Source organism: Streptomyces sp. NPDC030809 (genome assembly GCF_055572195.1).
In genome coordinates this window covers 1-26,059 of record NZ_JBVIDV010000008.1, presented here as the reverse complement: position 1 = coordinate 26,059, position 26,059 = coordinate 1, and the positions used below count along the sequence as shown (strand labels likewise).

18 protein-coding genes and 1 pseudogene are annotated in these 26,059 nt (G+C 74.4%); 4 read left to right on the top strand and 15 right to left on the bottom strand.

The window, feature by feature from the left end:
* Positions 1 to 156: 156 nt before the first annotated feature.
* A pseudogene (locus ACZ407_RS13060) lies at positions 157 to 573 on the top strand (TauD/TfdA dioxygenase family protein); the annotation flags it as partial.
* Positions 574 to 612: 39 nt separating this feature from the next.
* Here ACZ407_RS13060 and ACZ407_RS13055 read toward each other — a convergent pair.
* The 11 genes from ACZ407_RS13055 to ACZ407_RS13005 form a co-directional block, all read right to left on the bottom strand.
* The gene (locus ACZ407_RS13055; RefSeq protein WP_468128094.1) at positions 613 to 2,709 is read right to left on the bottom strand and encodes a caspase family protein; all 2,097 of its coding nucleotides are present in this window, start codon (positions 2,707 to 2,709) and stop codon (positions 613 to 615) included.
* Positions 2,706 to 4,004: a CHAT domain-containing protein gene (locus ACZ407_RS13050; RefSeq protein ID WP_468128092.1), complete on the bottom strand. Its 1,299-nt coding sequence runs from the start codon at positions 4,002 to 4,004 to the stop codon at positions 2,706 to 2,708. The genes ACZ407_RS13055 and ACZ407_RS13050 overlap by 4 nt, the downstream gene beginning before the upstream one ends.
* Complete coding sequence (locus tag ACZ407_RS13045; RefSeq protein WP_468128090.1) at positions 3,994 to 5,868, bottom strand: magnesium chelatase; 1,875 nt, start codon at positions 5,866 to 5,868, stop codon at positions 3,994 to 3,996. The genes ACZ407_RS13050 and ACZ407_RS13045 overlap by 11 nt, the downstream gene beginning before the upstream one ends.
* On the bottom strand, positions 5,855 to 6,862 hold the full coding sequence (locus ACZ407_RS13040) for an AAA family ATPase (protein WP_468128089.1): 1,008 nt from the start codon (positions 6,860 to 6,862) through the stop codon (positions 5,855 to 5,857). Before ACZ407_RS13040 ends, ACZ407_RS13045 begins: the two co-directional genes overlap by 14 nt.
* Positions 6,859 to 7,242: a CU044_2847 family protein gene (locus ACZ407_RS13035; RefSeq protein WP_468128088.1), complete on the bottom strand. Its 384-nt coding sequence runs from the start codon at positions 7,240 to 7,242 to the stop codon at positions 6,859 to 6,861. The genes ACZ407_RS13040 and ACZ407_RS13035 overlap by 4 nt, the downstream gene beginning before the upstream one ends.
* Positions 7,243 to 7,400: 158 nt before the next feature.
* A complete protein-coding gene (locus tag ACZ407_RS13030) occupies positions 7,401 to 7,613 on the bottom strand; it encodes a hypothetical protein (RefSeq protein ID WP_468128086.1) in 213 nt (70 codons plus the stop codon).
* A gap of 213 nt (positions 7,614 to 7,826) precedes the next feature.
* Complete coding sequence (locus ACZ407_RS13025; RefSeq protein WP_468128084.1) at positions 7,827 to 8,060, bottom strand: hypothetical protein; 234 nt, start codon at positions 8,058 to 8,060, stop codon at positions 7,827 to 7,829.
* 55 nt (positions 8,061 to 8,115) lie between these two features.
* Positions 8,116 to 8,481 carry a winged helix-turn-helix domain-containing protein gene (locus ACZ407_RS13020; protein WP_468128082.1) on the bottom strand — a complete coding sequence of 122 codons (366 nt, stop codon included), beginning with the start codon at positions 8,479 to 8,481 and terminating at the stop codon, positions 8,116 to 8,118.
* A complete protein-coding gene (locus tag ACZ407_RS13015; protein WP_468128080.1) occupies positions 8,478 to 8,942 on the bottom strand; it encodes a hypothetical protein in 465 nt (154 codons plus the stop codon). Before ACZ407_RS13015 ends, ACZ407_RS13020 begins: the two co-directional genes overlap by 4 nt.
* Before the next feature lie 81 nt (positions 8,943 to 9,023).
* The gene (locus tag ACZ407_RS13010) at positions 9,024 to 10,418 is read right to left on the bottom strand and encodes a M1 family metallopeptidase (protein ID WP_468128078.1); all 1,395 of its coding nucleotides are present in this window, start codon (positions 10,416 to 10,418) and stop codon (positions 9,024 to 9,026) included.
* A 38-nt stretch (positions 10,419 to 10,456) separates the two neighbouring features.
* Entirely contained in the window at positions 10,457 to 14,608 is a 4,152-nt protein-coding gene (locus ACZ407_RS13005) for a Pls/PosA family non-ribosomal peptide synthetase (RefSeq protein WP_468128076.1), read from the bottom strand.
* 489 nt (positions 14,609 to 15,097) lie between these two features.
* Between ACZ407_RS13005 and ACZ407_RS13000 the strand changes: the two genes are divergently transcribed.
* Positions 15,098 to 15,523: a hypothetical protein gene (locus ACZ407_RS13000; protein ID WP_468128075.1), complete on the top strand. Its 426-nt coding sequence runs from the start codon at positions 15,098 to 15,100 to the stop codon at positions 15,521 to 15,523.
* Positions 15,524 to 15,700: 177 nt separating this feature from the next.
* Positions 15,701 to 18,052, top strand: coding sequence for a M9 family metallopeptidase (locus ACZ407_RS12995; protein WP_468128074.1), 2,352 nt, complete (start codon positions 15,701 to 15,703; stop codon positions 18,050 to 18,052).
* A 103-nt stretch (positions 18,053 to 18,155) separates the two neighbouring features.
* Here ACZ407_RS12995 and rph read toward each other — a convergent pair whose 3' ends face one another.
* The 3 genes from rph to ACZ407_RS12980 all read right to left on the bottom strand — a co-directional run bounded on the left by rph (position 18,156) and on the right by ACZ407_RS12980 (position 24,700).
* Positions 18,156 to 20,738, bottom strand: a complete 2,583-nt coding sequence (gene rph / locus ACZ407_RS12990) for a rifamycin-inactivating phosphotransferase (protein ID WP_468128072.1) — start codon at positions 20,736 to 20,738, stop codon at positions 18,156 to 18,158.
* A gap of 143 nt (positions 20,739 to 20,881) precedes the next feature.
* Positions 20,882 to 23,521, bottom strand: a complete 2,640-nt coding sequence (locus ACZ407_RS12985) for a SpoIIE family protein phosphatase (protein ID WP_468128070.1) — start codon at positions 23,519 to 23,521, stop codon at positions 20,882 to 20,884.
* Between the two features lie 186 nt (positions 23,522 to 23,707).
* The gene (locus ACZ407_RS12980; protein ID WP_468128068.1) at positions 23,708 to 24,700 is read right to left on the bottom strand and encodes an alpha/beta hydrolase family protein; all 993 of its coding nucleotides are present in this window, start codon (positions 24,698 to 24,700) and stop codon (positions 23,708 to 23,710) included.
* Positions 24,701 to 24,856: 156 nt separating this feature from the next.
* Between ACZ407_RS12980 and ACZ407_RS12975 the strand changes: the two genes are divergently transcribed.
* Positions 24,857 to 25,807 carry a LysR family transcriptional regulator gene (locus tag ACZ407_RS12975; RefSeq protein ID WP_468128066.1) on the top strand — a complete coding sequence of 317 codons (951 nt, stop codon included), beginning with the start codon at positions 24,857 to 24,859 and terminating at the stop codon, positions 25,805 to 25,807.
* Between the two features lie 167 nt (positions 25,808 to 25,974).
* Here ACZ407_RS12975 and ACZ407_RS12970 read toward each other — a convergent pair whose 3' ends face one another.
* The gene (locus ACZ407_RS12970) at positions 25,975 to 26,049 is read right to left on the bottom strand and encodes a hypothetical protein (protein WP_468125452.1); all 75 of its coding nucleotides are present in this window, start codon (positions 26,047 to 26,049) and stop codon (positions 25,975 to 25,977) included.
* Positions 26,050 to 26,059 lie beyond the last annotated feature (10 nt).

The following is a 26,059-nucleotide window of genomic DNA, read 5'->3' as shown; positions in this document are numbered from 1 at the left end:
GTGTGCCGGACGCGGGCGGAGAGGCGGAGAGGCGGACCGACTGGAAGGATCGACCGGACACGGGCGGCGTCACCGGCCCCACGAGGAAGAAGGAGCAGCCGGCATGGCGATTCAGCGGATGGACCACGTCGGCATCGTCGTCGAGGACATGGACGCCGCAAGCCGCGGCCCGGCCATGACGCGTACGTCGAGCACCTGATCATTCATCAGCGGGCCACGGCTCACCCCTTGGTACGCGTCCTCCCCGAAACCGGCGAACGCGTCCTGTTCGTGAACGGCTTCTACGTCGAGCAGATCATCGGCCTCTCCCGCTCGGAGAGCCGGAAAGTGCTGGAGATGCTGCTGGAGCAGGCGGTCCGCCCCGAGTACACGGTGCGCTTTCGCTGGGAGCCGGGCAGCGTCGCCTTCTGGGACAACCGTGCCACCATCCACATGGCCCCTCGCGATGCCGCACACCTCGATTTCCCGCGGATCATGCACCGGGTCCTGATCGCCGGAGACGTGCCGGTCGGCGTGGACGGCAAACCGTCAGAGCTCCTCACGGGTGGCGATCCGCAGCACGACCACCCGTAGCCGGTACACGGGCCGGACCCGAGGGGCGGTCGGTGGGGGTCAGGGGGTGGTGTGGTGGCGGAGGGAGTCGGCGAGGATGATGCCGAGGGTCGGGGACACAAGGTAGGACCTGAGCGCATGGGCGTTCGAGGCGCCCGTGTCGATCTCGTGGTGCGCCGCTCCCTCGTAGTTGTTCCGTACGCCGTCCCGTGGGATGGCCACGACGTCGGCGGAGCCGGCCAGGTTGAACCACCGCCCCACGCCGGGGGGCCGTCGGCCGCCGTGCGCGGCGAGGCGGGTCACCACGGCCTTCAGGCCCAGCGGCGAGCCCGTGGTCACCAGGGTGCCGACATACGGGTGGGGGGCCCGCCACAGTGCCTCGTACGCCCCCACCGACCCCAGAGAATGGGCCAGTAGGACGTGCGGTCGGGTGTTCGTGACGGACTGGTGGATGCGGGCGATCACCTGGTCGCGGATCTCGTCCGTGAAGTAGCGCGACAACTCGCGCAGGCCCGTCGTGAGGACCCTTTCCGCCGCCCCGGACGGTGTGCCCCCGGCAACCAGTCCGGCCACCCGCCGCACGGCGGCGTACACGTTCAGGAGCCGTGGCTTGGCGCCCTCCGCCGCATCGATCCACTCGGCGAGGAGATCGGCCTCCGCCGGAGTGGAGTCGTCCGTGCCCGTGTGGTCGTCCGTCCCTGCGGGGTCCTGGACGTCGTCGCCGTCGGGCCCGTGCGGGCCTTGGGCGCGTGGCGTGCGGAGGAGGTCGGCGAAGTACGCCACGCTCACTTCGATGGCGGACGTGTCGAGCGAGGGGTCGGCCCGTCGGACTCCGTCGCGGATGAGTGGAAGCCATTCCGCGGCCAGCGCACGGGGGCCGCCGTACTGGTGGCCGAAACCGTGGACCACGAGCACCCGCAGCGGCCGCGACGGGACCGGTTGTGACGGGATCTGTGGCGGCGGGGCCACGACCGGGATGAACGCGGGGTCGCCCCCGCTGGGTCGGGGCCCGCTGAACGTGACCGTCTGCTGCACCGAGGGCATCGCCTCGCGCATGCCGCGGTCGAGGGCGTCGACGAACGTGCCGAGCGGCACCGCCGCGCCGGGCCGTCCCGGAGCGAGCCTCCCTTCCGCGGCCCGTGCCAGGACCTCGGCCAGGCTGTGGCTGAAATTGTTGTCGTACGAGGTCTCGCCGGCGGCGCAGGACGCCACCACGTAGGCGGAGGGTGCGGTGTCGTTCGGATGGAAATCGGCGGCACGGCCGGAGAAGCAGGCGTCCAGCAGGAACAGGGTGTGCGCGCCGTGTCCCGAATCCACGAGCAGGCGGTGGAATCGGCGGTAGTCCACGCCGGTGACCTCGACGAGATCCGAACGCGTGTCCCGGGCGGCGAGGAACAGGTCGCCATCAATGGTCACCAGCCCGTGCCCGCTGAAGTACACGATCCGCAGCCCGTCGCCCCGATCCATGAAGCGCTTGGTCTCCGTAAGGACCTGCCGCGCGGTGGGGTCGTTGAGCATGCTGCACACGTAGCCGAGGCTCGTGAGCACCCTCACCACGTCGCGGCCCGCCCGGTGCGCGCCGGGCAGCGGATCGAGCTCCTCGTACCGGCTGCTCACGATGCACAGGGCCGTCCGCCGCGGAGCCGGTTCCGGCGGCACGGTCTCCGACCCCGCCGTCCCCCGCCCCGCCGTCCCCCGCCCCGCCGTCCCCTGCCCCGCCGCCTCCGGTCCTGCCGTCTCCAGCTCCACCACCTCGTAGGCCGGGTGCGGCTCTTCCCCGGTCCGGCGCGCAGCGGCCGCCGGCGCCTCGTGGACGTCCACCGGTACTTCCACCGATCCCATGACGATGCCGTTCGAGGTCAGCGGGGTCAGTCGCAGCGCATGGCGGCCCGGCGCCGACCGGGCGGTCACCACGAACTGCGCGGGCCCGTACGAGCCGCCGAAGCGGTGCACCACCACGCTCGCGTCGTGGACCGCTTCGACCCGGAAGTGCCGTGCCCCGTCGAGGACACAGGTGAACTCGAACTCCTCGGCCTCGAACGGCCAGGACTCGGCCCCTTCGCCGACCAGGGCGAGGTCCACCGACACCAGGAAGGGCTCGCCGGGCACGACGGAGCGCGGCCAGGTGACGCGCGGCTCCACTCGGGGGGTGCTCATGTTCCCGCCGGGCGGGGTGTCAGGGCGACCCGGGTACGGGGACTGCCGTAGTAGACGTACATGAACCGGTAGAGCAGGGGGAGCAGCCGTCGCTGCGCCTCCTTCGGCTCGGCATCGAACACGTCGGACGGCGTCAGGTGGGCCAGCTCCGAACGCAGTTCGCGCAGGGCCGCGGCAACCGGCGTGCCGGGGCGGTCCCGTAACAGCCGCAGCAGTTCGCCGGCCATGCGGTGGGCGTCGGCGTCCCCGACCTCCCCGCTGGTGGCGAGTACTCCGGCGGCACCCGACCGCAGGAAGAGCTCGGAGAACCCCCGCTGGTTCTGGTCGGCGTAGTCGCCGTCCTCGGCGAGGAGCCGGCCCGAGTGGCAGGCGTTGAGGAACACGAGGGTGGCCGCGGAGACGAGGCGCTCGAAGGCGTCGTCCTCGCCGCCGTCCAGCATGACCAGTTTGACGTTGTCCAGGTGGCAGTCGTCCTCGTCGGAGCCGAAGGTGCCGTGGCAGGCGATGTACACCATGCCGAGCGGATCCCCCGCGGAGAGTGTCTTCGGCAGGCCGCGGATGCCCCGGATGGGTTCCGAGGCGAAATCCTGCAGCAGCGCCTCGTCGTGACTCATGTCGTCGGCGATGTAGGCGGCCACCGGGCCCTCGCACGCGTAGGGCGACGCGTAGTCGCGCACGACGGACCAGGCGCTGTGGATGGACAGCCAGCGGGTGACCGTGACCAGGCCGCCGAGCCAACCCGGCCGGTGCGGTGAGCCGGGCGGGGCGCCCAGCCAGAACAGCTCCCAGGGGATGCCGTAACCCGTCTCGTCCCAGATCACCAGCTCGAGTGCGTCGCCGTGGGCGCAGCGGCGGGCGTGCAGCCAGCGCATCAGCTCGGGCTTGCCCCTCGACCACGTCCGCATCGTGGCGACCACCTTGGCGGGCAGGCTGCCGCCCTGTGTCACGAGGTCGGCCAGGGCGATGTCGGGGCGCGAGTACTCGGGGAACTCCTCGGCCGCACCGCAGCAGCAGACGGCGCGCATCCGGAATCCGGGCCCGTGGCTGCGGCGGACGGGCAGCACGACGAGCAGGGCCATCCCGGCGGGGAGTCTGCGGTTCAGGTCGGCGCCGAGCGCGCCGAAGGTGCGCGTCTGGCCTGCGGCCGTCCCGGGGGACGGTCGAGCCGGCGCCGGAACGGCGGGCAGGGGGCGGCGGCGGTACGGGGTGCGGCGGACGAACGCGGCCTGCCGGTTGCCGCGGTTGAGCTGGGCGATGTAGCGGCGCGCCTGGGCGCGTTCGTCGTCAGGCGGCATCCGTCCCCGTCCGGTCCACGCGTACGGCTTCGGCGCCGAGCTCGTCTGCCAGGCGGGTGACGAGGTGCTCCTGTGCCCGGGGCCCGGGGTGCAGGAGCAGACTGGTGACCCGTGACAGCCGGGCGATCCGCCGCGCCTGCTCCCACGCGTCCTGCAGGCCCCGGCCACCGACGTCGCTCGGTGGGTTGAAGGTCAGGGAGGCGTCCAGGGGAACGTTGGCCCGGCCGTCGGTGAAGACGAGCAGCAGCGCGTCGTCCACGGGGGCGCCGCCGTGCTGGGTCTCGTGGCGCAGGAGTGATGCGGTCAGGTGCAGGGCGTGGGCGAGGGGCGTGGCGCGTCCCGGGGTGCGGGCCAGGGCCTGCATGACGCGGCGGTCCAGCAGGCTGCGGCAGACGGACAGGGACGCGGCGAGCTCGGCGGGTGCATCGCCGGCGCCCACCTCGACCACGGCCACCCGCGAGCGGGAGGTGTAGGCCCAGTTCAGGTACGGCGACAGGACCGGGTACCAGTCGATGCCCCGGCGGCTGGTGTGGTCGAGGAGGAGGACGAGGAGCCGGGAGGACTCCGCCGCTCTGCGGTGGGCTCGCAGGTCGGCGGCCGTCAGGTGCAGCGGATGGCTGCCGTCCGCGTGGTGGTCGGGGCAGCGCAGGGCCTGGTACTTGGCCGCCTCGCGGGCCGTCGCGGTGAGGGAGAGGTCACGCATGGAGGTCGCCTTGACGGCGCCCACCGGCAGGCCGCGCAGGGTCGCCGCCGTCGACCGGTGGTGGGGCGGGCGCAGCGGGGTCGCCTCCCGCTCGTCGAGGAGGGTGTCTTCCGGATACGGTCCTGCCCCCACCGCGGGCAGTGGCTGGGACGGCAGCGGGGTGGGGGCGTCGCCGGCGGCGCGTACCCGGCGCTTGTGCCGCTCGGCGCGGGGCGGCTCTGCCGGAGATGGCGGGGCTTCGGAGCGGTGTCCGGGCTCGTCGGGGAGTGGACCGGGAGCCGGGAGGTCGTGCGGTCCGGCGGGAGGGTGCAGGCCGATCAGGGCCGCCGCCGCGTCGACGTGGTCCGCTTCGGTGGAGCGGTCCCCGGCGAGCAGTGCGAGGGCGCGGGCCGTGCGCGCCAGTGACAGGTCGCGGCGGGTGCCGGTCCGGCTCATGGGGAGCAGGGACGTGACGCGGTCGGCGGCGGCGCTCGTGAAGGACGGGAGCGGTCCGCCCTCGTCGGCGGCGCGTACGGCCTGCCGCCACCTGTCCGGCGGATCGTCCAGCACGGTCGGGCGGTGGGAGGAGGACATCGGACCGTGGGACGAAGGTGCCGAGCCCTGGGGAGGTGGGGGCGTCAGGCCGGGGGACGTCGGGCCGGAGGACATCGGGCCGCAGGAGGGGGGTGTCAGGCCGCCCGCGTCGACGCGCAGGCCGAAGCGGTCGAGCAGATGCCGGGACACGCGGGCCGTCCGGTCCGCGGCGCAGCCGGCGATCCAGCGGTCCGCAGGGCCCCAGGTGACGCTTTGGCCATCGCGTTCCAGATGGGCGACGGCCGCGGTGAGGGTCGTCACCGCGGCCACTGCCACGGCCAGGCCCGACCGGGCGAGGTCGGGGACCACCACGACGCCAGGCCGGCGCCCGGCGGCGAGCAATGGACCCGGAGCCGGCCGGAACGTCCGCTCCGCGCCGACAGACGGACGCATCGTCACCCAGAGGTCTTCGTCGGTGGCGTCGGAGGGCAGCACCCTTGGCCGCCCGTCTCCGGGCAGGAGCGCGGCGAGCCATGCGCCGAGCGGCGCTGCGAGCGCCGGGTCGAGGTCGAGCAGCAGGACGCCCCCCAACCCGGGGTCGAGCGCGGCGCACGCCAGCGCGGTGGCCACGTGCTCACGGACTTCCATGCACCTGCTCACCCGCCCGTACGTCGGCCTCGGCCACGGCCTCGTATTCGGCCACGGTGTGGTCCAGCAGTTCCTCGTCCTCCGGTTCCCAGGTGGCGGCGTCGCCGTACGCTGCTTCGGGCCGCCGGTGCATGAGGGCGTACGGTGCCACGAAGGCCACGTCCCGGGCGGTGACCTCGCTGCGTCCGTCAAGTGCGGCGACGGCGCGCGCTGCCTCGGCCATGACGATGTCGCCGCGGTGACCGGTCACGCCGAATTCCACGGCGAGGCGCGCGCACAGCTCCGCCGTCTCGGGCCCGAGCACGACGTGGCCGACGGCCGCCCGGGCCGCCTCGATCCGCGCCCGGTGGGCGCGGTCGGCGGTGGCGCCCTCGGCCAGCCAGGCGGAGTCCGCCTTACGGCGCTCCTCCTCGAAGCGCAGCACGGTCAGCAGGATGTCCCTGCGCACGGCGGTGTCCCGTTCGGTGGTCACCGGGACCATCAGGCCGAACCGGTCGAGGAGTTGCGGCCGCAGCCCGCCCTCTTCGGGGTTCATCGTGCCCACCAGGGTGAAGGAGACGTGGACGTCGGCGCGGTCCAGGCCGTCGCGCTGGACCACGAGCAGTCCGGTGGACACCACGTCCAGGATGAGGTTGACCACGTGGTCGTCGAGGAGGTTGACCTCGTCGACGTAGAGCAGCCCGTCGTGGGCCTCCTCCAGCAGCCCCTTCATCTGTTTGGGTTCGCCCCGCAGGAGGGCGTCGACCTGCCAGCCGCCGACGATGCGGTCGTCGGTGGCGTTGATGGGCAGGGTGACCGGCAGCCGTCCGTACATCATGTGCGCGAACGCCCGGACGGCGGTCGACTTGGCGGTGCCGCGTTCCCCGCTGGCGAGCACTCCGCCGACCGAGGGCATCACGTAGGCGATTTCGAGGACCTTCTTGAGCTCGTCCTGCCCGACGATCCGGCTGAAGGGCAGGATCGAAGGCTGCAGGTCCAGGCGTCCGGCGGTCACTGAGCGAGCGGCCGCTCGCCGTTCGGGCCGTCCTGCGGCGCCTTCCACCGCAGGACCACCTGGAACTGCGCGCCCGCCGTCGCCTCGACGATCTTCGCGCCGACCTTGGTGTCGAGCTTCACCGCGAACTGCATCTCCAGCTCCTGCGGGCGCCTGCCCTCCGGCAGGGCGCGGAAGGTCTCGTGTACCTCCTCGGCGCAGGACCCGATGAGGTCGAGTGCCTCCGAGAAGAGCGGTCGCGCCAGCCGTACGACCTGCTCGCGGACGGCGCGTGTCCTGCCCTCGTAGATGTCCGAGGCGTCTTCCGCCTTCTCGTCCGGGATCTCCGAGACCTCGACAAGGATGGGCGCTGCCCCCGTGCGCTGCTCTACCTCGATCACCGACGCCAACGCGACCTCCCGCTTTCGACCCCTGCGCGAACGGCCCCAGTCTGGCCCAAAGGCGCGTTCTCCCGCGCCGATTCGCCAGAAGAGCGGGACGGGGACAGGAGGCGGACAGGAGGCGCAGACCCGACCCCGTCGCGCTCCGACGCGAACGGTCAGGAGTCCGTCTGCCGTTCGCCGCACGCGGCGAGCTCGCCCTGTACGAAGGCATCGGCCTCTGCCGTGTAGGGGCCGTCGTGGCCGGCCAGCAGGTCGGTGATCCGCTGCCATTCGGCGACGGTGGCCCGGGTACCGGCGTCCGCGGCGTCGAGGGTGCCCGCTGCCCGCTCGGCCGTGTCCAGGGCTTCGGCAGCCTGGTGATGTCGCATACCGGCGGCTTGTCGACGGACCCGGTCGCGAGCCGCGTGCTCGGTGGGAGTCGGGCCGTCCGGCTCGATCGACGGGGCAGGCTGGTCCTGCGTCATGGCTGAAGACCCTTCTCGAAGACACCGGTCGTCTGGTCGCGGATACCCCGTACCGCCCGAAGCATCCGTGACGCGGGCGAGTGGCCTGGCCGGAGGGTTCGTGGGCGGTTTGTTGTCCTAGGACAGGTCGAAGAGGTGCGGCGGCTCCTCGGCCGGTTCGGCCAGGGGGAGTTCCTCCTGCCAGGCGCGGGCGTCGCGCAGCGGCACGTGGACCATGCTGCCGGGGCACAACTGGAGGGAGCGGGGCTCCCGTTTGTGGTCCACGACGCTCACCATCCCGATGGCCCGGGTGGGCGCACCCCCGTAGACCCCTCGGCATTCCGGGCACTCCACCCGCGGATATCTGGCCATGCGCCCAGTCTGACGCATGGTCACCGGGTAGCGGCAGGGCGTGCGTCGGGCCGGATCAGCCGGGCCGGTCCTCCGAGGCCGCCGACGCCCCCGGTCCCGTCGGCGGCTCGGGCTGCGCGGGCGGGACGACACCGGCTCCGGCCACGATGGCGTTGAGGGCTGCGATGTGGCGCTCGTACGCCCGGCGGCCGGCGGCGGTGAGGCGGTACCAGGTGGCGGCGCCCCGGCCGCGGCCGGTCTTGTTGACCTTGACGTAGCCGGCGTGCTCCAGCGCGGTCATCTGCTTGGAGAGGTCCGAGTCGCTGATGCCGAGGTGGTCGCGGAGGAAGCCGAAGTCGGCGTGGTCGCTGTGGGCGAGGACCGACATGGCCGCCAGGCGCTTGGGTGCGTGGATGACCGGGTCGAGGTCGGCGAGGCTCACGCCGCGCCGCCGAGGCGGCCGCGGGTGCGCTCGGCGGCCCGCTCGTACGCCTTCTCGTACGCGTACAGGCCGGTGGTCACTCCGGCCAGGGTCACGGGCACGGCGGCCACTGCGCCGACGAAGAGGGCCAGGGCCGCGACGACGGCCGTCAGCGCGCCCGCGCCGAGCACGAACGCCCGGATGGCGGGCTTGAATTCGGCGGGGGCCGAGCCGATCTTCGGCCAGGCGGTGCGGACCTTGCGGTACCAGGTCGCGAAGGCCAGCTCCAGGGCCACCAGTCCGGCGACGGCCCCGGCGAGCGCCGAGCCGTCCAGCTCCGTGACGGCCAGCACGAGGGCGGCGGCCCAGAGGCCGCCGGCCGGGTAGTACCAGGCGGGGGTGCGGGGGTAGTCGATCCACGGGGCGGCGGCCCCGCGCTCGGCCACGGCCAGGGCCTGCTGCGGAGAGAAGTCACTTTCCATGCCGGAAAACTATCCGAATGCTTTCCACTTCCGCAAGTAGAAAGTGACCGGCCGGTGCGGGCCCGCGCCCGGCGGGCGGCCTCACGCCCCCGGCGCCCCCGGGGCGGGCAGGGGCGGGAGGGCGGGTTCCCGAAGCCAGGCCGCCAGGAGCTCGTCCACCGGGGCCGGCGCATAGCGGGCCGCGTGGGCGGTGAAGGCCTGCGTGGTGACCGTCCCGTGCCGGTTCGCCGCCGTCCAGTCGCGCAGCATCGGGAAGAAGGCCCCGTCGCCCAGGGCGCACCGCAGTGCGTGGACCGCGAGGCCGCCGCGCTGGTAGAGGCGGTCGTCGAACATCAGCTTGCGTCCCGGGTCCGCCAGGTGCAGGTCCTGGGGCAGGCCGGCCAGCAGGCGGTGGGCCGCGGCCGCCTGTTCCTGGGCGGTGCGGCCGCCGGAGCGTTCCGACCAGAGCCATTCGGCGTACTTCGCGAAGCCCTCGTTGAGCCAGATGTGCCGCCAGTCGGCGATGGTGACGCTGTTGCCGAACCACTGGTGGGCCAGCTCGTGGGCGATCAGCCGCTCCGAGCCGCGTACGCCGTCCACGTGGTTGGTGCCGAAGTGGGACAGGCCCTGGGCCTCCACCGGCACGTCGAGCTCCTCGTCCGCGACGACCACCGCGTACTCGCCGAAGGGGTACGGCCCGAACAGCTCCTCGAACAGCCGCATCATCGCCGGCTGCCGGGCGAAGTCCCGGGAGAACTGCGGCAGCAGGCGGGCCGGGACGTACGCGCTCTGCGGTACGCCGCCCAGGCCCGGCTCGCCGAGCAGCACGGTCTGGTACACGCCGACGGACAGCCCGACCAGGTAGCTGGAGGTGGGGGCGGGCTGTTCGTAGACCCAGGTCGTGGTGCTGGCCCGGGTGGTCCGGGTGAGCAGCCGGCCGCCGGCGACCACGGTGTACGCGGACGGGGTGTTGACCGAGATCTGGTACGAGGCCTTGTCGGCGGGGCGGTCGTTGCAGGGGTACCAGGAGGGCGCGCCGACCGGCTGGCTGGCCACCAGCGCGCCGTCGGTCAGTTCCTCCCATCCGAGGCCGCCCCAGGGGCTGCGCACCGGCCTGGGGTTGCCCGACCAGTGCACTTCCACGGTGAACGCGGCCCCGGCGGGCAGGGGTTTGGCCGGGCGCAGCCGCAGGCGGCCGCCGCGGTGGGTGTAGTGCGGGGCGCGGCCGTCGACGAGGACGCGGCTGGTCCTGAACTCGGCGAGGTTGAGGAAGAACTCGGCGAGCGGGGCCGGTCCCGCTATGGCGCTGAGCCGGGCGGTGCCCGCGAGCCGGTTGGGGCCGGGGCGGTACTCCAGGGCGAGTTCGTACCGGTGGACGCGGTAGCGCGGATCGCCGTTGTCCGGGAAGTACGGGTCGGCCGCCGGGCCGCTGCGGCCGTCGGGTCTGCCCGGGCCGCCCGTACCGCTGCCGCTGCCCGTCCTGGTCTGGCCGCCCATGGCCGCCGTCCTTCCCTGCACCGTGCTCGTGCCCTCCGTCACGGCCGCCAGGCCTCGATCGGATTGCCCAGCCAGCGGGTGTCGGCCGGGACGGATTCCCCGGCCATCACGAGGGAGGCCGGGCCCAGGGTGCTGCGTGCTCCGACCGTGCTGCCGGGCAGCACGATCCCGCCCGGTCCCAGGGTGGCGCCCGCACCGAGGACCACAGTATCCGTCCGCAAGATCCGGTCGTGGAAGAGGTGGGTCTGCACGACACAGCCGCGGTTCACCCCGGCCCCGTCCCCGAGCGTGACGAGGTCGGTCTCCGGCAGCCAGTGGCTCTCGCACCACACGCCGCGGCCGACCCGGGCGCCCAGCCCGCGCAGCCACAGGGCCATGAGCGGGGTGCCCGGCACGGCGCCGACCAGCCACGGCACGGCCAGCATCTCCACGAAGGTGTCCACCAGCTCGTTGCGCCACACGAAGCCGCTCCACAGCGGGTGCTCGCCGGTGCGGTGCCGGCCCACGAGCGCCCATTTGGCGGCCGCGGCGATCAGGCAGGCGGTCACCCCGGCGGCGAGCAGCACCACGCCCGACAGGAGCGCGCCGCCCACCAGGCCGAGGCCCGGGACGCCCGGGTCCGGGAGGCCGCCTCCCAGAGCGCCCGGCCCGCCCGCGGCCCCGGTGAGGCCCTCGGCGGCGGTGAGGGCTCCGGAAGCCGCCCCGGCTCCGCCGCCCGCCGCGACCCCGGCCCCCGCCCCGGCTCCGGCCCCCGCCCCGACCGCGGCGGCCGCCCCGCTGCCGCCACCTGCTCCGCGTGGGGCCATCAGGGCGCAGAGTGCGGCCGCGGTCATGGCGGCCAGGGCCGCCGAGCAGCACACCGGCACCAGCCGGCACAGCTCCACCAGCCCCCGCGCCCACAGCAGCCGGGCGGGCGGGTCGTACGTGCGCCCCTGGTCCCCGGCTGCGGCGGAGCGCGGCAGCCGGACGGGCGGCAGGCCCAGGTACGAGCTGCCCTTCTTGGCCTTCTTCGGGGTGGCGGACAGGACGCCGACCAGGCCGTCGTCGGGCACCCTGCGGCCCGGCGCGGTCATGCCGGAGTTGCCGAGGAAGGCCCGGCGGCCGATCTCCGAGCGGCCGATGCGCATCCAGCCGCCGCCGAGTTCGTAGGGCGCGGTCAGGGTGTCGTCGGCGAGGAAGGCGCCCTCGCGCACGGTGGTGAGGCTCGGCAGTGCCAGCACGGTGGACACCTCGGCGCCGGGCCCGATGCGCATGCCGAGCAGCCGCAGCCAGACCGGGGTGACGAGGCCGGCGTAGAGCGGGAAGAGGGTGCCGCGGGCCAGGTCCATCAGCTGGGTGACCGTCCAGGCCTGCCAGGCGACGCGGCTGTGGGTGGGGTGGGTGCCGGGGTGCAGGCCGGTGCCGAGGAGCCGTACGGCCGCGAGCACCAGCAGTGCGTACGCCGTCCCGAAGGCGAGGGCCGCGGGCACCGAGGCGAGCAGGGCCCCGCGGAGCGCGGCGGCGAGCCCGGCCCCGGCGGGCACGAAGAGGTCGGCGACCACCAGGGCGGGCACGGCGGCGAGCACCGGCAGGAGGGTCAGGCCGAGGCCGGTGGCCCCGTACAGGACGCTCCAGCGCGCGGCCCGGGGCGGGCGTTCGCGCGGCCAGTTGTGCTTGGCCCGGCCGGTCTTGGCGGCGGGGGCGCCGGCCCAGCGCTGGCCGGTGGGGATCTGGCCGGCCACGGCGGATCCGGGTGCCACTTCGGCGCGCTTTCCGACGCGGGCACCGGGGAAGAGGATGCTGCGGGTGCCGACCACGGCGCCGGCGCCGACCTTGACGGTGCCGATCTCCAGCCGGTCGCCGTCGAGCCAGTACCCGCCGAGGTCCACCTCGGACTCCACCGCGCAGCCGCGGCCGAGCCGGAGCAGCCCGGTGACGGGCGGCAGGGCGTGCAGATCGACCTCGCGGCCGACCCGGGCGCCGAGGGCGCGCGCGTAGCGTTCCAGCCAGGCCCCGGTGAGGGCGGTGGCGCCCGCACATGCGGCCAGCCGTTCGGCAGTCCAGAGGCGCAGGTGGACGGAGCCGCCGCGCGGGTAGCGGCCGGGGCCCACCCCGCGCAGCAGCAGCCGGGCACCGCCGGCCGCGAGGGCGAGGCGGCCGGGCGGGCTGTAGAAGAGCAGCGCTCCGGCGGCGACCTGCCACCAGGGGGCGGCCGGGGCCCACGGGTACGGCCCGAGGTGGTGCAGTACGGTGCCCAGGGCCAGCAGGGCGGTGGTCCAGCGCAGCCCGACGAGGGTGAACAGCGGCAGCAGCAGGAGCGACTGCACGATCTTGGCGCGGGTGGGCACGGGTGCGACGGTGCGGGGGCGCTCGTCCCGGTGGACGGACTTCTCCAGCCGGCGGGCGAGTTTGCGCAGGGTGGGCTGCTGGTAGACGTCGAGCACGGCGGCGCCGGGGTAGCGGGTGCGCAGCCGGGTGGTGAGCCGGGCGGCGGCGAGGCTGGTGCCGCCGATGGCGAAGAAGTCGTCGTGGGGGCCGGTGACGGCGACGCCGAGGGCTTCGCGCCACTGCTCGGCGAGCCAGGCCTCGGTGCCGTGGAGCGGTTCGGCGGGGCCGGCGGCTTCGAGCGCGGGCAGGGGCCAGGGCAGGGCGTCCCGGTCCACCTTGCCGGAGGTGCGGGTGGGCAGGGCGGGGACCTCGGCGAGGAGCGGTACGAGGGCCGCCGGGAGCGCCTCGCGCAGCCGCTGGACGGCCGCGGAGCGGTCCCAGCCCCCTCCGGTGACGAGGTAGCCGACGAGCAGTTGGTTTCCGCTGCGCGCGGTGCGGACGGCGGCGGCCGCGCCGGCCACGCCGGGCAGGGCCCGGAGGGCGGCGTCCACCTCGCCGAGTTCGATCCGGCGGCCGCCCAGCTTGACCTGCTCGTCGCCGCGGCCGAGGAAGACCAGGCCTTCGGGTTCGGCGCGGACCAGGTCCCCGCTGCGGTAGGCGCGGTCCCAGCCGAGGGAGTCCAGGGGGGCGTACATCTCGGCGTCCTTGGCCGGGTCGAGGTAGCGGGCCAGGCCGACCCCGCCGATCACCAGTCGGCCGCTGCCGCCCATGGCGACCGGTTCCCCGGAGTCGTCGACCACAGCGAGTTCCCAGCCGGGCAGCGGGAGGCCGATCCGGACGGGTTCCTCGCCGGTCATCAGGGCGGCGCAGGCGACGACGGTGGCCTCGGTGGGGCCGTACGTGTTCCAGACCTCGCGGCCTTCGGTGACCAGGCGCCGGGCGAGCTCGGGCGGGCAGGCCTCGCCGCCGAAGATCAGCAACCGGACCTCGTCGAGGGCCTCCTGCTCCCAGAGCGCGGCGAGGGTGGGCACGGTGGAGACCACCGTGATCTCCTGTTCGACCAGCCAGGGGCCGAGGTCGGGCCCGCTGCGCACCTGGGCGCGGGGTACGGGCACCAGGCAGGCGCCGTGCCGCCACGCCAGCCACATCTCCTCGCAGGAGGCGTCGAAGGCCACCGACAGCCCTGCCATGACGCGGTCGCCGGGTCCGATGGGGTCGTCGGCGAGGAAGAGGGCGGCCTCGGCGTCCACGAACGCGGCGGCGCTGCGGTGGGTGACGGCGACGCCCTTGGGCTTGCCGGTGGAGCCGGAGGTGAAGATGATCCACGCGTCGTCGCCGGGGCCGGGGCGGATGCCCGCCGGGGCGGGCCCGCCGGCCGCCGCGGTCGCCTGCGCTCCGCCGTCGCCGCCGGAGCCGCGGGGTCCGAGGTGCCCGCCGGCGCCCAGGACGGCGCGTACCCCGGCCTCGCCGAAGACCAGTTCGGCCCGCTCGTCGGGGTCCTCGGCGTCGACGGGCACGTACGCCGCGCCCGCCGCGAGGACCGCCAGGATGGCGAGGTACAGCTCGTTGGTGCCCGAGGGCACGCGCACGCCGACCCGGTCGCCGGTCCGCACCCCGGCGGCCGCCAGCGCCCGCCTGCGGCGCCCGACTTCCGCGGCCAGCGCCCGGTAGGTGAGCCGGCGGGTGCCGTCGTCGAGGGCGAGCTCGTCGGGGTACGCCCGTACGGTGGCGTCCAGGATGTCGAGGAGGGTGCGCGGCGGGGCGGCCGGGCCGGCGCAGTAGCGGGCCCCTTTGGGCTCTTCGGGCGCGCCGCCGGGGCTCGCGCACCCTGCGGGGCCGCCGTGGGGCCGGGTCGGGTCTGTGCGCTCAGGTGTGGCTGCCATCGCCCCTCGCGTCTCGTCCCCGGACGGATCCGGTCCGTCCGCGGAGACCGGGTGGGCCCGGTTTGTTCCGGTACGACGGAGAACAGCCCGTCAGCATAGTGCCGGGGCACCGGTTCCCCCGGTCGAAAGGCGGTGCCTGGCCGGGAAAAGACACGGGAGGCGCCGCACCGCTCGGACCGGACCGGACCGGACCGGGTGGGCCTGCGTACGGCGCGGTGCGCAGGTTCACCGGGGCGGCCCTGTCGTAGGACTGGTCCGACTGTGCGATCTTCTTACGCCGGACAGGGGGGTGGGTGAACGTCGGAGCCCGGCGGGCCGGAAGTGGGCGCCACCATCGCAACTGGCCCCGGCAACAGCCTCCGGGGCCCACGCCGCGAGCCCTCCGGAGGGCCGGGCCACACCGCTGCGGTGTGCCCCGCACGCAGGCGGCTTGTCCCCCTCTCCGGCCACCGCCCGCCGGCCGGCGGCCCCGTCCCCCGGGAGAGTCCCTTGCCCCGAATCCTCACCAGCCGACGCGCCATGACCGGCGCAGCAGTTGCCGTGGTCGGCGCGGCCGCCCTGACCGGTGCCGGCCTCGCCCTCGCCGATGCGGGCAACGGCGTGAACCGGGGCGAGGCGCCGTATGCGCAGCTCGCCGTGGACTCCGAGGCCGACGGAACGATCCTGCGCCAGCGGCACGTGGCCTGGGTGGTCCGGAAGGGCCCCGGCGAGTACTGCGTGAAGGCGAGCCGCGAGGCGAACATCGACATCCGCTCGACCATCCCGCTCGTCAACCGCTACTGGGGCACCGGGTTCGCCCGGGTGGACACCGTCCCGAGCCCCGTGTGCGGCAATGCGACCGACACCTTCCACGTGTCCACGTACGACAGGAACTGGAACCGCGTCGACGGCCGCTTCCGCCTGCTCGTACCCTGACCGCTCCGTCCTGCCCCCGCCCTTGGCGGCGGGGGCAGTTGATGACGTTTCAGTTGCGGTGGCCGATAATCTGGCCGAAAGCCTTCCGGAGTGATGCGACATGTGAAATTTTACATGTCACACGTCAGACGCCCGTGTTACGTGCACGTGGCCATCCGGCCCCGGAGGCCCCCACAGATGCATCCCTTCCGGATATCCAAGGCCGCGCGCAGGCTCCCTGCGCTCGGCGCAGCCGTCTTCATGGCCCTCGGCCTGTTCACTCCCCCGAGCCAGGCCGCAGCCGGCACCGCCCCGGCCCCGGCCGGAGCGCTCGCGGGCGCCACCGCGGCCTCCGCGCCCCGGTCGATCCCGGTCCCCAAGTCGCCCCACGCGACGGCGAAGAACCCGCGCTTCCGGATCTCCGCCCAGGACAGCCCCGAGGAGACCGCCCCGGCCCCGGCCCCTCTGACCCAGCCCGCCACCAAGCCGGCCAAGCCCTCCACGACCGGCAAGCAGCCCTCGGCCGCCATCGCAGCCGACGACTGCGGGGACCTCTCCGGCATCGTCAACGCCACCGGCAGCGCGCTGGTCCAGCAGCTCAAGGCCCTCCCCCGCATCAACTGCACCTACCCCCTGTTCGGCCTCACGGGGGACAACGCGCGGAAGGCCTTCCGCGAGGCCCAGATGGTGACCGTCGCCGACGCCCTCCGCGAGGCCTCCGCCGGGTACACGGGCGGCAACGGCGCCTCCATCGGACAGCTGGTGCTGTTCCTGCGCGCGGGCTACTACGTGCAGGACAACAACGCGGACGTCGTCGGCCCCTACGGCACGGCGCTCGACACCGCCGCACGCGGCGCGCTCGACGCCTTCTTCGCCGCCCCGCGCAGCAGGGACGTCACCGACGCCAACGGCGAGATCCTCAACGAGGTCGTCACGCTGATCGACAGCACCCACACGGCCGGCCGGTACGCGGGGGTCGTCAAGTGGCTGCTCGGCAGCTACAACGGCACCTGGCCGGGCCAGATGAACCTGGCGATGCAGCACGTCGAGTGGGTCGTCGAGAACGGCTTCAAGGCCAAGAACGACGCCCGCGGCTGGCGGGCCGCGCTCAAGGCCGACCCCGCCATCCTCGACACCTGGGCCGGCTTCATCACGCGCAACGGCGCGCAGCTCAACCGCCTCGACGTGGTCAGCAACGTGGGCCGCCACCTCGGCTACGCCCTGGACGTCCCCGAGCTCAAGGACCGGGTCCGGCCGCTGCTGAAGGACCTGATCAACCGGTACCCCCACATCGGTCCCACCGCGCCGATCACCATGAACCTGGGCTGGTCCACCCGCCAGTTCGACCGGGGCAACTGCGCGGCGTACGCCATCTGCGACCTGGGCGACCGGGTGCTCCCCCTGGTCCTGCCGATCCAGCACACGTGCAACCCCGGGCTGAAGATCCGCGCCCAGGACATGTCCCCCGGCCAGCTGGAGAGCACCTGCACCAGCCTGGTCAACCAGGACGCCTACTTCCACCGGATCATCGGCGACACGGGCGCGATCCCCGGTGACGTGAACACCGACCTCGAAGTGGTCGTGTTCGACGACTACACCCAGTACGCGCTGTACGCCTGGGCCATCTACAACATCGACGTGGACAACGGCGGCATGTACGAGGAGGGCAACCCGGCCGCGCCCGGCAACCAGGCCCGCTTCATCGCCCACGAGGCCCACTGGCTGCGCCCCGAGTTCCAGATCTGGAACCTCAACCACGAGTACACCCACTACCTCGACGGCCGCTTCAACATGGCCGGGGACTTCGAGGCGGGCATCGTCACCCCGACCATCTGGTGGGTCGAGGGCATCGCGGAGAACATCTCCTTCGGCTACCGGGGCGAGCGCAACGCCGAGGCGATCGCCGAGGCGGGCAGGAACACGTACAAGCTGAGCGAGCTGTTCGACACCGTCTACGGCCAGGAGGAGGACCCGCAGGTCAACTCCAACCGGGTGTACCGCTGGGGCTGGCTGGCGGTCCGCTACATGCTCCAGGCGCACCCCGCCGACGTGCAGACCGTGCTCGGCAAGTACCGCGCCGGTGACTGGAACGGTGCCCGCACCTTCCTGAAGCAGACCATCGGCACCTCCTACGACGCCGGGTTCGCCACCTGGCTGAGCACCGCCTGCGCCACCCGCGACTGCGGCCCGCTGCCGGACGCCCCGTCCCCGGCCGCCCCGCTGTGCACCCTCCCCGACCCCCGCCAGTTCGACCAGAACTGCCGCCGGGACAACCTCGCGGCCGCCGCCGGCAACTACAGCTACCACTTCGTGTACCTGCCGGCCGGAGTCAGGCAGCTGACCGTCACCAGCAGCGGCGGCACCGGCAACGCCGACCTGTACTACGGCGGCGGCAGCTGGGCCACCACCGCCGGCCACCTGGCGAAGTCCGTCAACGCCGGCAACGGCGAGACCCTGACGATCGACAACCCCCCGTCCGGCTGGGTCTACTTCAGCCTCGCCGCCGCGCAGGACTTCAGCGGCGTGAGCCTGTCCACCCGGACCAGGTGAGCCGGTCCGCCGGACCCCTGGGCCCGACCGCCTGAGCACCTGGGCGCCGGCGGCGGCCCCCGCCCTCCCCCAGCGGGACGGGCGCGGGCCGCCGCCGCGGCGTTCAGTCCAGGAGCTCCACGTACCCGCCGGTGCCGTGCACGCGGATGCGCTGCCCGTCCCGGATCAGCCGGGTGGCCCCCGCCACGCCGACGACGGCCGGCAGGCCGTACTCCCGCGCGATGACCGCACCGTGGGTCATCAGTCCCCCGACCTCGGTCACCAGGGCGGCGGCCGTGACGAACAGCGGGGACCAGCTGGGGTCGGTGAAGGGGGTCACCAGGATCTCGCCCGGTCCGAGATCGGCCTGCGCCATGTCGAGGATGACGCGGGCCCGCCCCTCGACGGTCCCGGCGGAGACCGGCAGGCCGCTCAGGGCGCCGGCCGGCACGTCATCGCGCCGGTAGGACCCGTTCAGGGCCTCGCCGTCCGAGGTGAGGACCCGGGGCGGGGTGAGGGCGCGGTACGAGCGGAACTCCTCCTTGCGCCGTGCCACGAGCCGTCCGACCTGCCCGGCGTCCGCCCGTTCGGCGCGCACGAGGTCGTGGAGCTCCCGGAACGTGAGGTGGAAGGCGTCCTCCGGCTCGTGCAGCAGCCCGGCCCGCACCAGGCGCCCGGCCTCCGCCAGCAGGGCCTGCTTGTAGACGTAGGAGCGGCTGACGATCCAGTACTTCGGGTACTCCCGGTAGCCGATGAAGGTGCGGACCCGGTCGATCATGCGCTTGGCCTCGGCGGCCTTCCGCTCCCCGTCCGGCAGGGCGCGCAGGCGGGCCAGCACGTCCCGCTCCTTCTCCTGCGCCTTGCGCCGCCCTTCCTCGAAGCGGCGTGCGGCGGCCCCCGGCCCGAAGTTCGCGACGTGGTCCAGGATCACGGGCACCAGGGTGCCGGGGCGCTCCCGCCAGCGCGGGCGCGTGATGTCGATCTCGCCCACGCAGCGCATCCCGTACCGGTCGAGGTAGTCCTCGATGGCGGCGCGGGCCTCGGGGCCGCCCGGGAGCCCGGCCAGCTCCGCCGTGAACTCCCCGTCGCCGACGCCCTTGAGGAAGGCGACCACCTCCGGGTGCGGGCGGATCGCGTCGGCCACGTCGAGCAGCGCCAGCCCCATTTCCGAGGTGATGTTGCCGGGGGCGGACAGGGTCAGCGTGTCGGCGGCGTTCTTCTCGCCGAGCCACTCCTCCAGGGTGTCGTTGAGCCACCAGGTGGCCTCGATGCCCGCCATGACCGCCTGGATGTTCAGCGGGTCGCCGAGGAGGCGCTTGTGCTCCTCGAAGGCTTCGAGGAGGAAGTCGAACAGGGCCGGCCCGCTCTTCGTACGGATCTCCCGCGCGAGTTCGTCGACCGAGGCCCGGCTGCGCTCGACCAGTGCGTCGACGATCGCCGGATCGGTCGCCACCGGGGCGGGGGCGGCGCCCCCCGGGGGCCCGGCGGTCGGCGCCGCGTCCGGCAGCAGCGGAACGAAGTCCGGCCGGTCGAGTACGGTCTCCAGCGCGTCCCTGACCAGCGGATCGCCCTTCCCCAGGACGTCCAGCAGACCGGCCCGGGCCGCGGGCGTGGCCAGGCGGCCCGTGACGTCCACGAACAGCCGCCCGCCCGCCTCGTGCATGGGCACCATGGCCGTCAGCTGCCACAGGGACAGCCCCAGGGCCTTCATGGGGTCGGTCATCATCTGCTGGTGCCCGACCGAGACGTAGACGCGGTTCTCCCCGTCGCCGCGCTCCGGGACGGGGAACAGGGTGGTGACCGGTCGGCTCTGGACGAACCGGAACCCGTCCCCGGCCAGGCACCACTCGATGTCCTGGGGGCGGCCGAAGTGCGCCTCGATCCGCCGCCCGAGCCGGACGAGCTCCAGCACCTGCGCATCCGTCAGCGCCGGGCGGTCCGGGCGCGGTTGCGGAGCGGAGTCCGCGGCGTCCCGGGCGCCGGCGGCCGATCGGGCGACGATCTCCCCCTCGCGCACCGTGAACACGTCGGGGTCCACCAGGCCGGAGACCAGGGCTTCGCCGAGGCCGAAGCCCGCGTCCACGGTGGCGACCTTCCGGTTCCCCGTGACGGGGTCGGCCGTGAACAGGACCCCGGAGGCCTCCGGGTGGACCATCCGCTGCACGACCACGGCCATGTGCACCGTGCGGTGGTCGATGCCGTTGCGCAGCCGGTAGGCGACGGCCCGCTCGGTGAACAGCGAGGCCCAGCACCTGACCACGTGCCGCAGGACCTCCGCCTCCCCCACGACGCCGAGGTACGTGTCGTGCTGGCCGGCGAAGGAGGCCGTGGGCAGGTCCTCGGCCGTGGCGCTGGACCGGACGGCGCAGGCCGTGTCCGCACCGAGCCGGGCGAGCCCGCGGGCGACGGCCGCCGCGACCTCGGGCGGGACGGTGATGCCTTCGACGGCCCCGCGGAGCTGCGCGCTGAGCGAGCGGATCGCCTGCCGGTCCTCCGGGTCCAGGCCCGCCAGCCGGTCGAGCAGCGGGCGGACGGACGGCAGGTCCGCCATGACCCGCCGGAACGCCTCGGTGGTCACGCAGAAGCCGTCCGGTACGCGGATCCCCCCGATCCGCGACAGCGCGGCCAGCTGCGCGCCCTTGCCGCCGACGGCCTCCGCCTGCGTCTCCTCGACGTCCTGCACGTCCCACACGTACTGCTCGATCACTGCGCCACCTCCGGGTCGGACCGCCGATTGTGCGCCGTACCCCGGGCCTTGCGGCAAGGCCCCCTCCGGGCTGTACCTTGAAAGTGGCGAGGAGTGCGCCGCTCCCCGGATCCCGGGTCCGAGCCCGGCGCACCCGCCGTGTCTCACAGGGGTTCCGCGTCCAGGAAGGCCGACAGGTCCGGTTCCGGGCCCTCCACGGCCTCCGGGCCGCCCGCCGGGGACAGCCGGGCCCAGATGACCTTGCCCTCGGGCGTGTAGCGCGTGCCCCAGTGTTCGCTGAGGTGGGCCACCAGGAACAGGCCGCGCCCTCCTTCGTCGGTGGTGGCCGCGTACCGCAGGTGCGGGGCGCTGCTGCTGCCGTCCCACACCTCGCAGGTCAGACCCTGGTCGTGCAGCAGCCGGACCCGTACGGGCGCGCTGCCGTGCCGGAGGGCGTTGGTGACGAGTTCGCTGAGGATCAGCTCCGTGGCGAAGGCCAGTTCGGGCAGTTCCCATGCGTCGAGCCGGCGCGCGGCGGCGTTGCGGATCTCGCCGACGGCGCTCGCTTCGAAGGGCAGGTCCCACTCGGCGACCCGGTCCGGGCCGAGGGTCCGGGTGCGTGCGATCAGGAGGGCCACGTCGTCGGCCGGCGGGGTGGGCAGCAGGGCGTCGAGGACGGCCCGGCAGGTGTCCTGGGGGTCGCGGTCGGGGTGGCTGAGCGCCGCGCGCAGCAGTTCCAGGCCCTCGCCGATGTCCCGGGTCCGCTCCTCCACCAGCCCGTCGGTGTACAGGACCAGCTGGCTGCCCTCGTCGAGGTGCAGCTCGGCGGTGTCGAAGGGCATGCCGCCCAGCCCCAGCGGGGGGCCTGCGGGCAGTTCCACGATCTCCGTGCTGCCGTCCGGTGCGACCAGCAGGGGCGGCAGGTGGCCCGCCCGCGCCATGGTGCACTGCCGGGAGACCGGGTCGTAGACGGCGTACAGGCAGGTGGCGCCGAGGATTCCGCCGTCGGTGCGGCCGCCGTCCCCGTCGTGGTCGATGCGCTGTACGAGGTCGTCCAGGCGGGCGAGGAGCTCGTCGGGCGGCAGGTCGAGGGAGGCGAAGTTGTGGACGGCCGTGCGCAGCCGGCCCATGGTCGCGGCGGCGTGCAGGCCGTGTCCGACGACGTCGCCGACGACGAGTGCGACCCGGCTGCCGGACAGCGGGATCACGTCGAACCAGTCCCCGCCCACCCCGGACTGCGCGGGCAGGTAGAAGTGGGCCACGTCCACGGCGCTCTGCTCGGGCAGGGCCCGCGGCAGGAGGCTGCGCTGGAGGGTGACGGCGAGGGCGTGTTCCCGGGTGTAGCGGCGGGCGTTGTCCATGCTGACGGCGGCGCGGGTGACGAGTTCCACGGCGATCGAGAGGTCGTCTTCGTCGAAGGGCTCCGGCTTCTCCGAGCGCCAGAAGTTGACCACGCCCAGGACCACGCCGCGGGCGGTGAGCGGGGCCGCGATCAGCGAGTGGATCCCGTACTCGACGATGGCCCGGGCCCGGGGCGGGTCCTGGGCGTGCCAGCCGGGAGCGGCGGCGAGGTCGGGGACGAGTTCCGCCTTGCCGGTGCCGTAGCCGCGGGCCTGGGGGGTGGACGGCAGGAAGGCGATGAGGCTGCCGCGGGGGTAGAGGGGGTGGTCGGAGCGGATGCCGCTGACCGCGGTGCGGCGCATGTCGGTGTCCGGACCGGGTTCGTCGCCTTCGAGTACGGGGAGGGCGAGGTCGACGGTGACGAAGTCCGCGAAGCGGGGGACGGAGACCGCGGCGAGTTCCTCGGCGGTGCGCACCACGTCGAGGGTGGTGCCGATGTCCCCGCTCGCGTCGTAGAGCAGCTTGAGCCGGCGGCGGGCCGCGTCGGCCCGGCTGCTCAGGATCTGCATCTCGGTGGAGTCGCGGATGGTGATGGCGGTGCTGCCGTCGGCCCGGCCGCCGGGCCGGGTGGGCCGCTGGTTGACCACGAGCAGCCGGTCGCCGGTCTCCAGCACCTCGTCGGTGGCGACCCGGCCCGACAGCATGAGCCGGGCCATCCGGCGGTCCAGGCCGGGGACCTCGGCGATGAGGCGGCCGTCGGCGTCCTCGGGCAGCCCGAGCAGGCGCTTGGCCTCGTCGTTGGCCAGCAGCAGCCGCCCTTGCCCGTCGGTGATGACCACCCCTTCGCGGACGGCGTGGAGCACCGCGTCGTGGTGCTCGTACATCCGGGTCATCTCCAGCGGGCCGAGGCCGTGGGTCTGGCGCCGCAGCCGCCGGCTGATGAGGGCGGTGCCGGTGGTGGCCAGGGCCAGGCCGGTCGCGGTCACCAGGAGGATCACGGGGAGCTGGCGGTCGACGGCGCCGGACACGTTCTCGACCGTCAGGCCGGCCGAGACGAGGGCGACGACCCGGCCGTCGGGCGCGGTGACCGGGACCACGGCCTGGATCTCCTGGCCGAGGGGGCCGTTCACGCTCTCGGTGCGGGTGAGCCCGGCGAGGGAGGGGCCGATGGTGCCGACGAACCGTTTGCCGATGCGGTCCGGCTGGGGGTGGGTGTAGCGGATGCCCTTGGTGTCCATGACCACGATGAAGTCGACGCCGGCGTCCTTGCGCGTCTTCTCGGCGAGCGGCTGCAGGACGGCGGAGGGATCGGGCGCCTTCAGCGCATCCAGCAGGCCCGGGGCGTGCGCGAAGGTCTGGGCCACCGCCACCGACCGGTTGCGTGCCTCCTGGTCCACGTCGTGCTGCGACTGGAGCAGCAGCGCCAGGAGCGCGCCGCCTGCGAGCAACACCACGATCGCCACCTGGAGGACGAATACCTGGCGGGCGACGCTCGGGGATCGGCTGCTCAGGGGTGTCCGCACTGGCGTGCCCGGCACCGGCGGCGAGGAGGGATCACGCACCCAGTTGTAGCACTTTCGGCGGCCGGGCCGCGGTGGGCGCGGCGTGCGTCCGGTCGGTCACGTGCTGTCGCGGGGGTGCCGGGTGGTTCACGGCCGGGTTTCGGTGAGGGTGTGGACGAAGTGGTCGGCGAGCCGGGGCAGCCAGTCGGCGCGGGCGTTGCCGAGGAGGTGGTCGCCGTGCGGGACGGACAGGTGGGTGCCGCGGGGGGCCAGGCGGGCCAGGGGCTCGCCGTTCGTGACGCCGGGGATGAGGTCCTGTGCCCCGTCCACGACGAGGAGGGGGGCGGTGATCCGCGGTGCCAGGGCGGTCAGGTCCACCTGCCGTGCGAGGGTGCGGGCGGCGCCCGCTCCCCCGGCGCGGCGGGTCATGATCTCCTTGACCGGCGGGGGCAGCTCCTCCCAGTCGAGGCGGAAGGGGCCGCTGACGGTGGCGGCGGCCTTGACGCGCGGCTCCAGTGCGGCGGTGCGGGCGGCGAAGTAGCCGCCCAGGCTGAGGCCGACGAGCCCCGCGTGCGGGAGGCGGAGGGCGTCGAGGACCCGGCCGACGACCTGCTCGTACTCGGCGCGCAGGCTGGTCGTGGCGGCGAGGGCGCCCTGTCCGGGGCCGTCCATGGCGAACACGGCCAGGCCCCGGGCGAGCAGCGCGGAGGCGAGGTCGAGGAACTCCTCCTTGGCGGAGTCCAGGCCCGGGACGAGGATCACGGTGGCCGGGGCGCCGGCCGGGCCGCGCAGCCAGCCCGTGAACCCGTCGCCGCTCACGCGGCGCGCACCGGGCTCCAGCAGGGTCAGGGCCCGGCCCAGGGCCCGGTCCGCGTCGGCGGCGGCGCGGTGGGCCCCGGGGTGCGGGGCGAGCGTGGCGAGGTGGAACCAGCGGGCCGCGGTGAGGAGGTGGCCGCCGGCCGAGGTGGGCGAGCCCGCCCGGTCCGCGCGGGCGAGGTGGGCGCGTGCGGTGCGGACCAGGGCCGGGCCCCAGTCGGCCGCGGAGGCGAGTGCGTCGGTGACCCACCGGTACTCGTGGGGGTCCACTCCCGCGCCGGTGGCCCGGGTCCACTGGGCGGCTGCGAACGCGTGGGCGTCCATGGTGCGGTTCCTTCCGTCGGGGGCGCGGCCGGCCGGGCGGGAGGCCCGTGGGAAGCGGTCGCTGCGTACCGGGCATGCAACCCCGGCAGCCGCCCGGTGGGCCAACAACCGGTGCGCAGGATCGACAACCGATGGTTGTCGCCTAAGGTGAGGGCCATGGATCTCGACGTGGCGCAGGTCCGCGCGTTCGTGTGCGCCGCGGAGGACCTGCACTTCGGGCGGGCTGCCGGGATGCTCGCCATCTCCCAGCAGGCGCTGTCGAAGCGGGTCGCGCGGCTGGAGTCCCTGCTCGGCACCCGGCTGTTCGAGCGCGGGGGCGCGGGCGTGCGCCTCACCGAGGCCGGGCGGCGCTTCCTGGCACCGGCCCGACAGGCCGTGGCCGCCGCCGACTCCGCGGTCGCGGCGGTGGCCGGGGCGGACCGGCCGCTGCGGGTGGACGTGTGGGGGCACCTGTACGCGCCGATGCGGACCCTGGCCAGGGTCGCCGAGGAGGCGGGGGAGCTGGTGCCGGGGCACGGCCGGGACCTGCCCTCGGTCACGGCGTCCCTGCTGAGCGGCGAGATCGACGCGGCCTTCGGCCGGGTGCACCCGCCGCTGCACCCGGCGCTGGCCCACCGGCTCGTCCGTCTCGAACCCGTGGACGCCGTCCTGAGCACCGCCCATCCGCTGGCGTCCGAACCGGCCCTGGAGCCTGCGCAGCTGCGGGCCGGTGTGCTGTGGGCGCCCGGGCCGCTGGACCGCCTCGACTTCCTGCACCGGTTCGCCGAGCGGTTCGGCATCGCGGAGCGGGCCGCGGGCCTCAACCTGGGGCTCGCCCCCTTCCTCTCCGGGATCACCGAGGATCCGCGCCGCTTCGCCCTCGTGCCCGCGGACCTGCCCCTCCCCGAGGTCCCGGGGCTGCGTTCCGTCCCGCTGGTGGACCCGACGCCGCTGTACGCGTGGTCGCTGCTGTGGCACGGCGACAGCCGGCATCCGGGGCTGGCGCGCCTGGCCGCGGCCTGTGCGGGGCAGGCGGGGCGGAGCCGCTGGCTGGAGTACGACCCGGCGCGCGACTGGCTGCCCGAGCCCCCGGCGGACCCCGCCCGGGAGCGGACCGGGGGCCGCTGAGACCGCCCGGCCGAGCGCCCCGGCAGCGCGCGGGTGCCGGGGGCGGGCGCGGGCCGGCGTGGGCGCGGGGGGCGGGGAAACGGCGGAACGCCCGCCGGGAGGTCCGGGCGGGCGTTCTCGTGCGTGCGGGTCCGGCCGGTGCGGCCGGTGCCGGCGGGTGCGCCGGCTCAGTACCAGTGGTGGGTCTGCCAGAAGTTCCAGGCGCCGACGGGGCTGCCGTAGCGCTCGTTCATGTACTCCAGGCCCCACTTG

Excerpts from the sequence above, each read along its gene's own strand:
- ACZ407_RS12995 (WP_468128074.1), top strand. The coding sequence starts at position 15,701 with ATGCATCCCTTCCGGATATCCAAGGCCGCGCGCAGGCTCCCTGCGCTC.
- ACZ407_RS13025 (WP_468128084.1), bottom strand. The coding sequence starts at position 8,060 with ATGGCCAGATATCCGCGGGTGGAGTGCCCGGAATGCCGAGGGGTCTAC.
- ACZ407_RS12975 (WP_468128066.1), top strand. The coding sequence starts at position 24,857 with ATGGATCTCGACGTGGCGCAGGTCCGCGCGTTCGTGTGCGCCGCGGAG.
- ACZ407_RS13045 (WP_468128090.1), bottom strand. The coding sequence starts at position 5,868 with ATGGAAGTCCGTGAGCACGTGGCCACCGCGCTGGCGTGCGCCGCGCTC.
- ACZ407_RS12980 (WP_468128068.1), bottom strand. The coding sequence starts at position 24,700 with ATGGACGCCCACGCGTTCGCAGCCGCCCAGTGGACCCGGGCCACCGGC.
- ACZ407_RS13050 (WP_468128092.1), bottom strand. The coding sequence starts at position 4,004 with ATGCCGCCTGACGACGAACGCGCCCAGGCGCGCCGCTACATCGCCCAG.
- ACZ407_RS13010 (WP_468128078.1), bottom strand. The coding sequence starts at position 10,418 with ATGGGCGGCCAGACCAGGACGGGCAGCGGCAGCGGTACGGGCGGCCCG.
- ACZ407_RS13055 (WP_468128094.1), bottom strand. The coding sequence starts at position 2,709 with ATGAGCACCCCCCGAGTGGAGCCGCGCGTCACCTGGCCGCGCTCCGTC.
- ACZ407_RS13030 (WP_468128086.1), bottom strand. The coding sequence starts at position 7,613 with ATGCGACATCACCAGGCTGCCGAAGCCCTGGACACGGCCGAGCGGGCA.
- ACZ407_RS13015 (WP_468128080.1), bottom strand. The coding sequence starts at position 8,942 with ATGGAAAGTGACTTCTCTCCGCAGCAGGCCCTGGCCGTGGCCGAGCGC.
- ACZ407_RS13005 (WP_468128076.1), bottom strand. The coding sequence starts at position 14,608 with ATGGCAGCCACACCTGAGCGCACAGACCCGACCCGGCCCCACGGCGGC.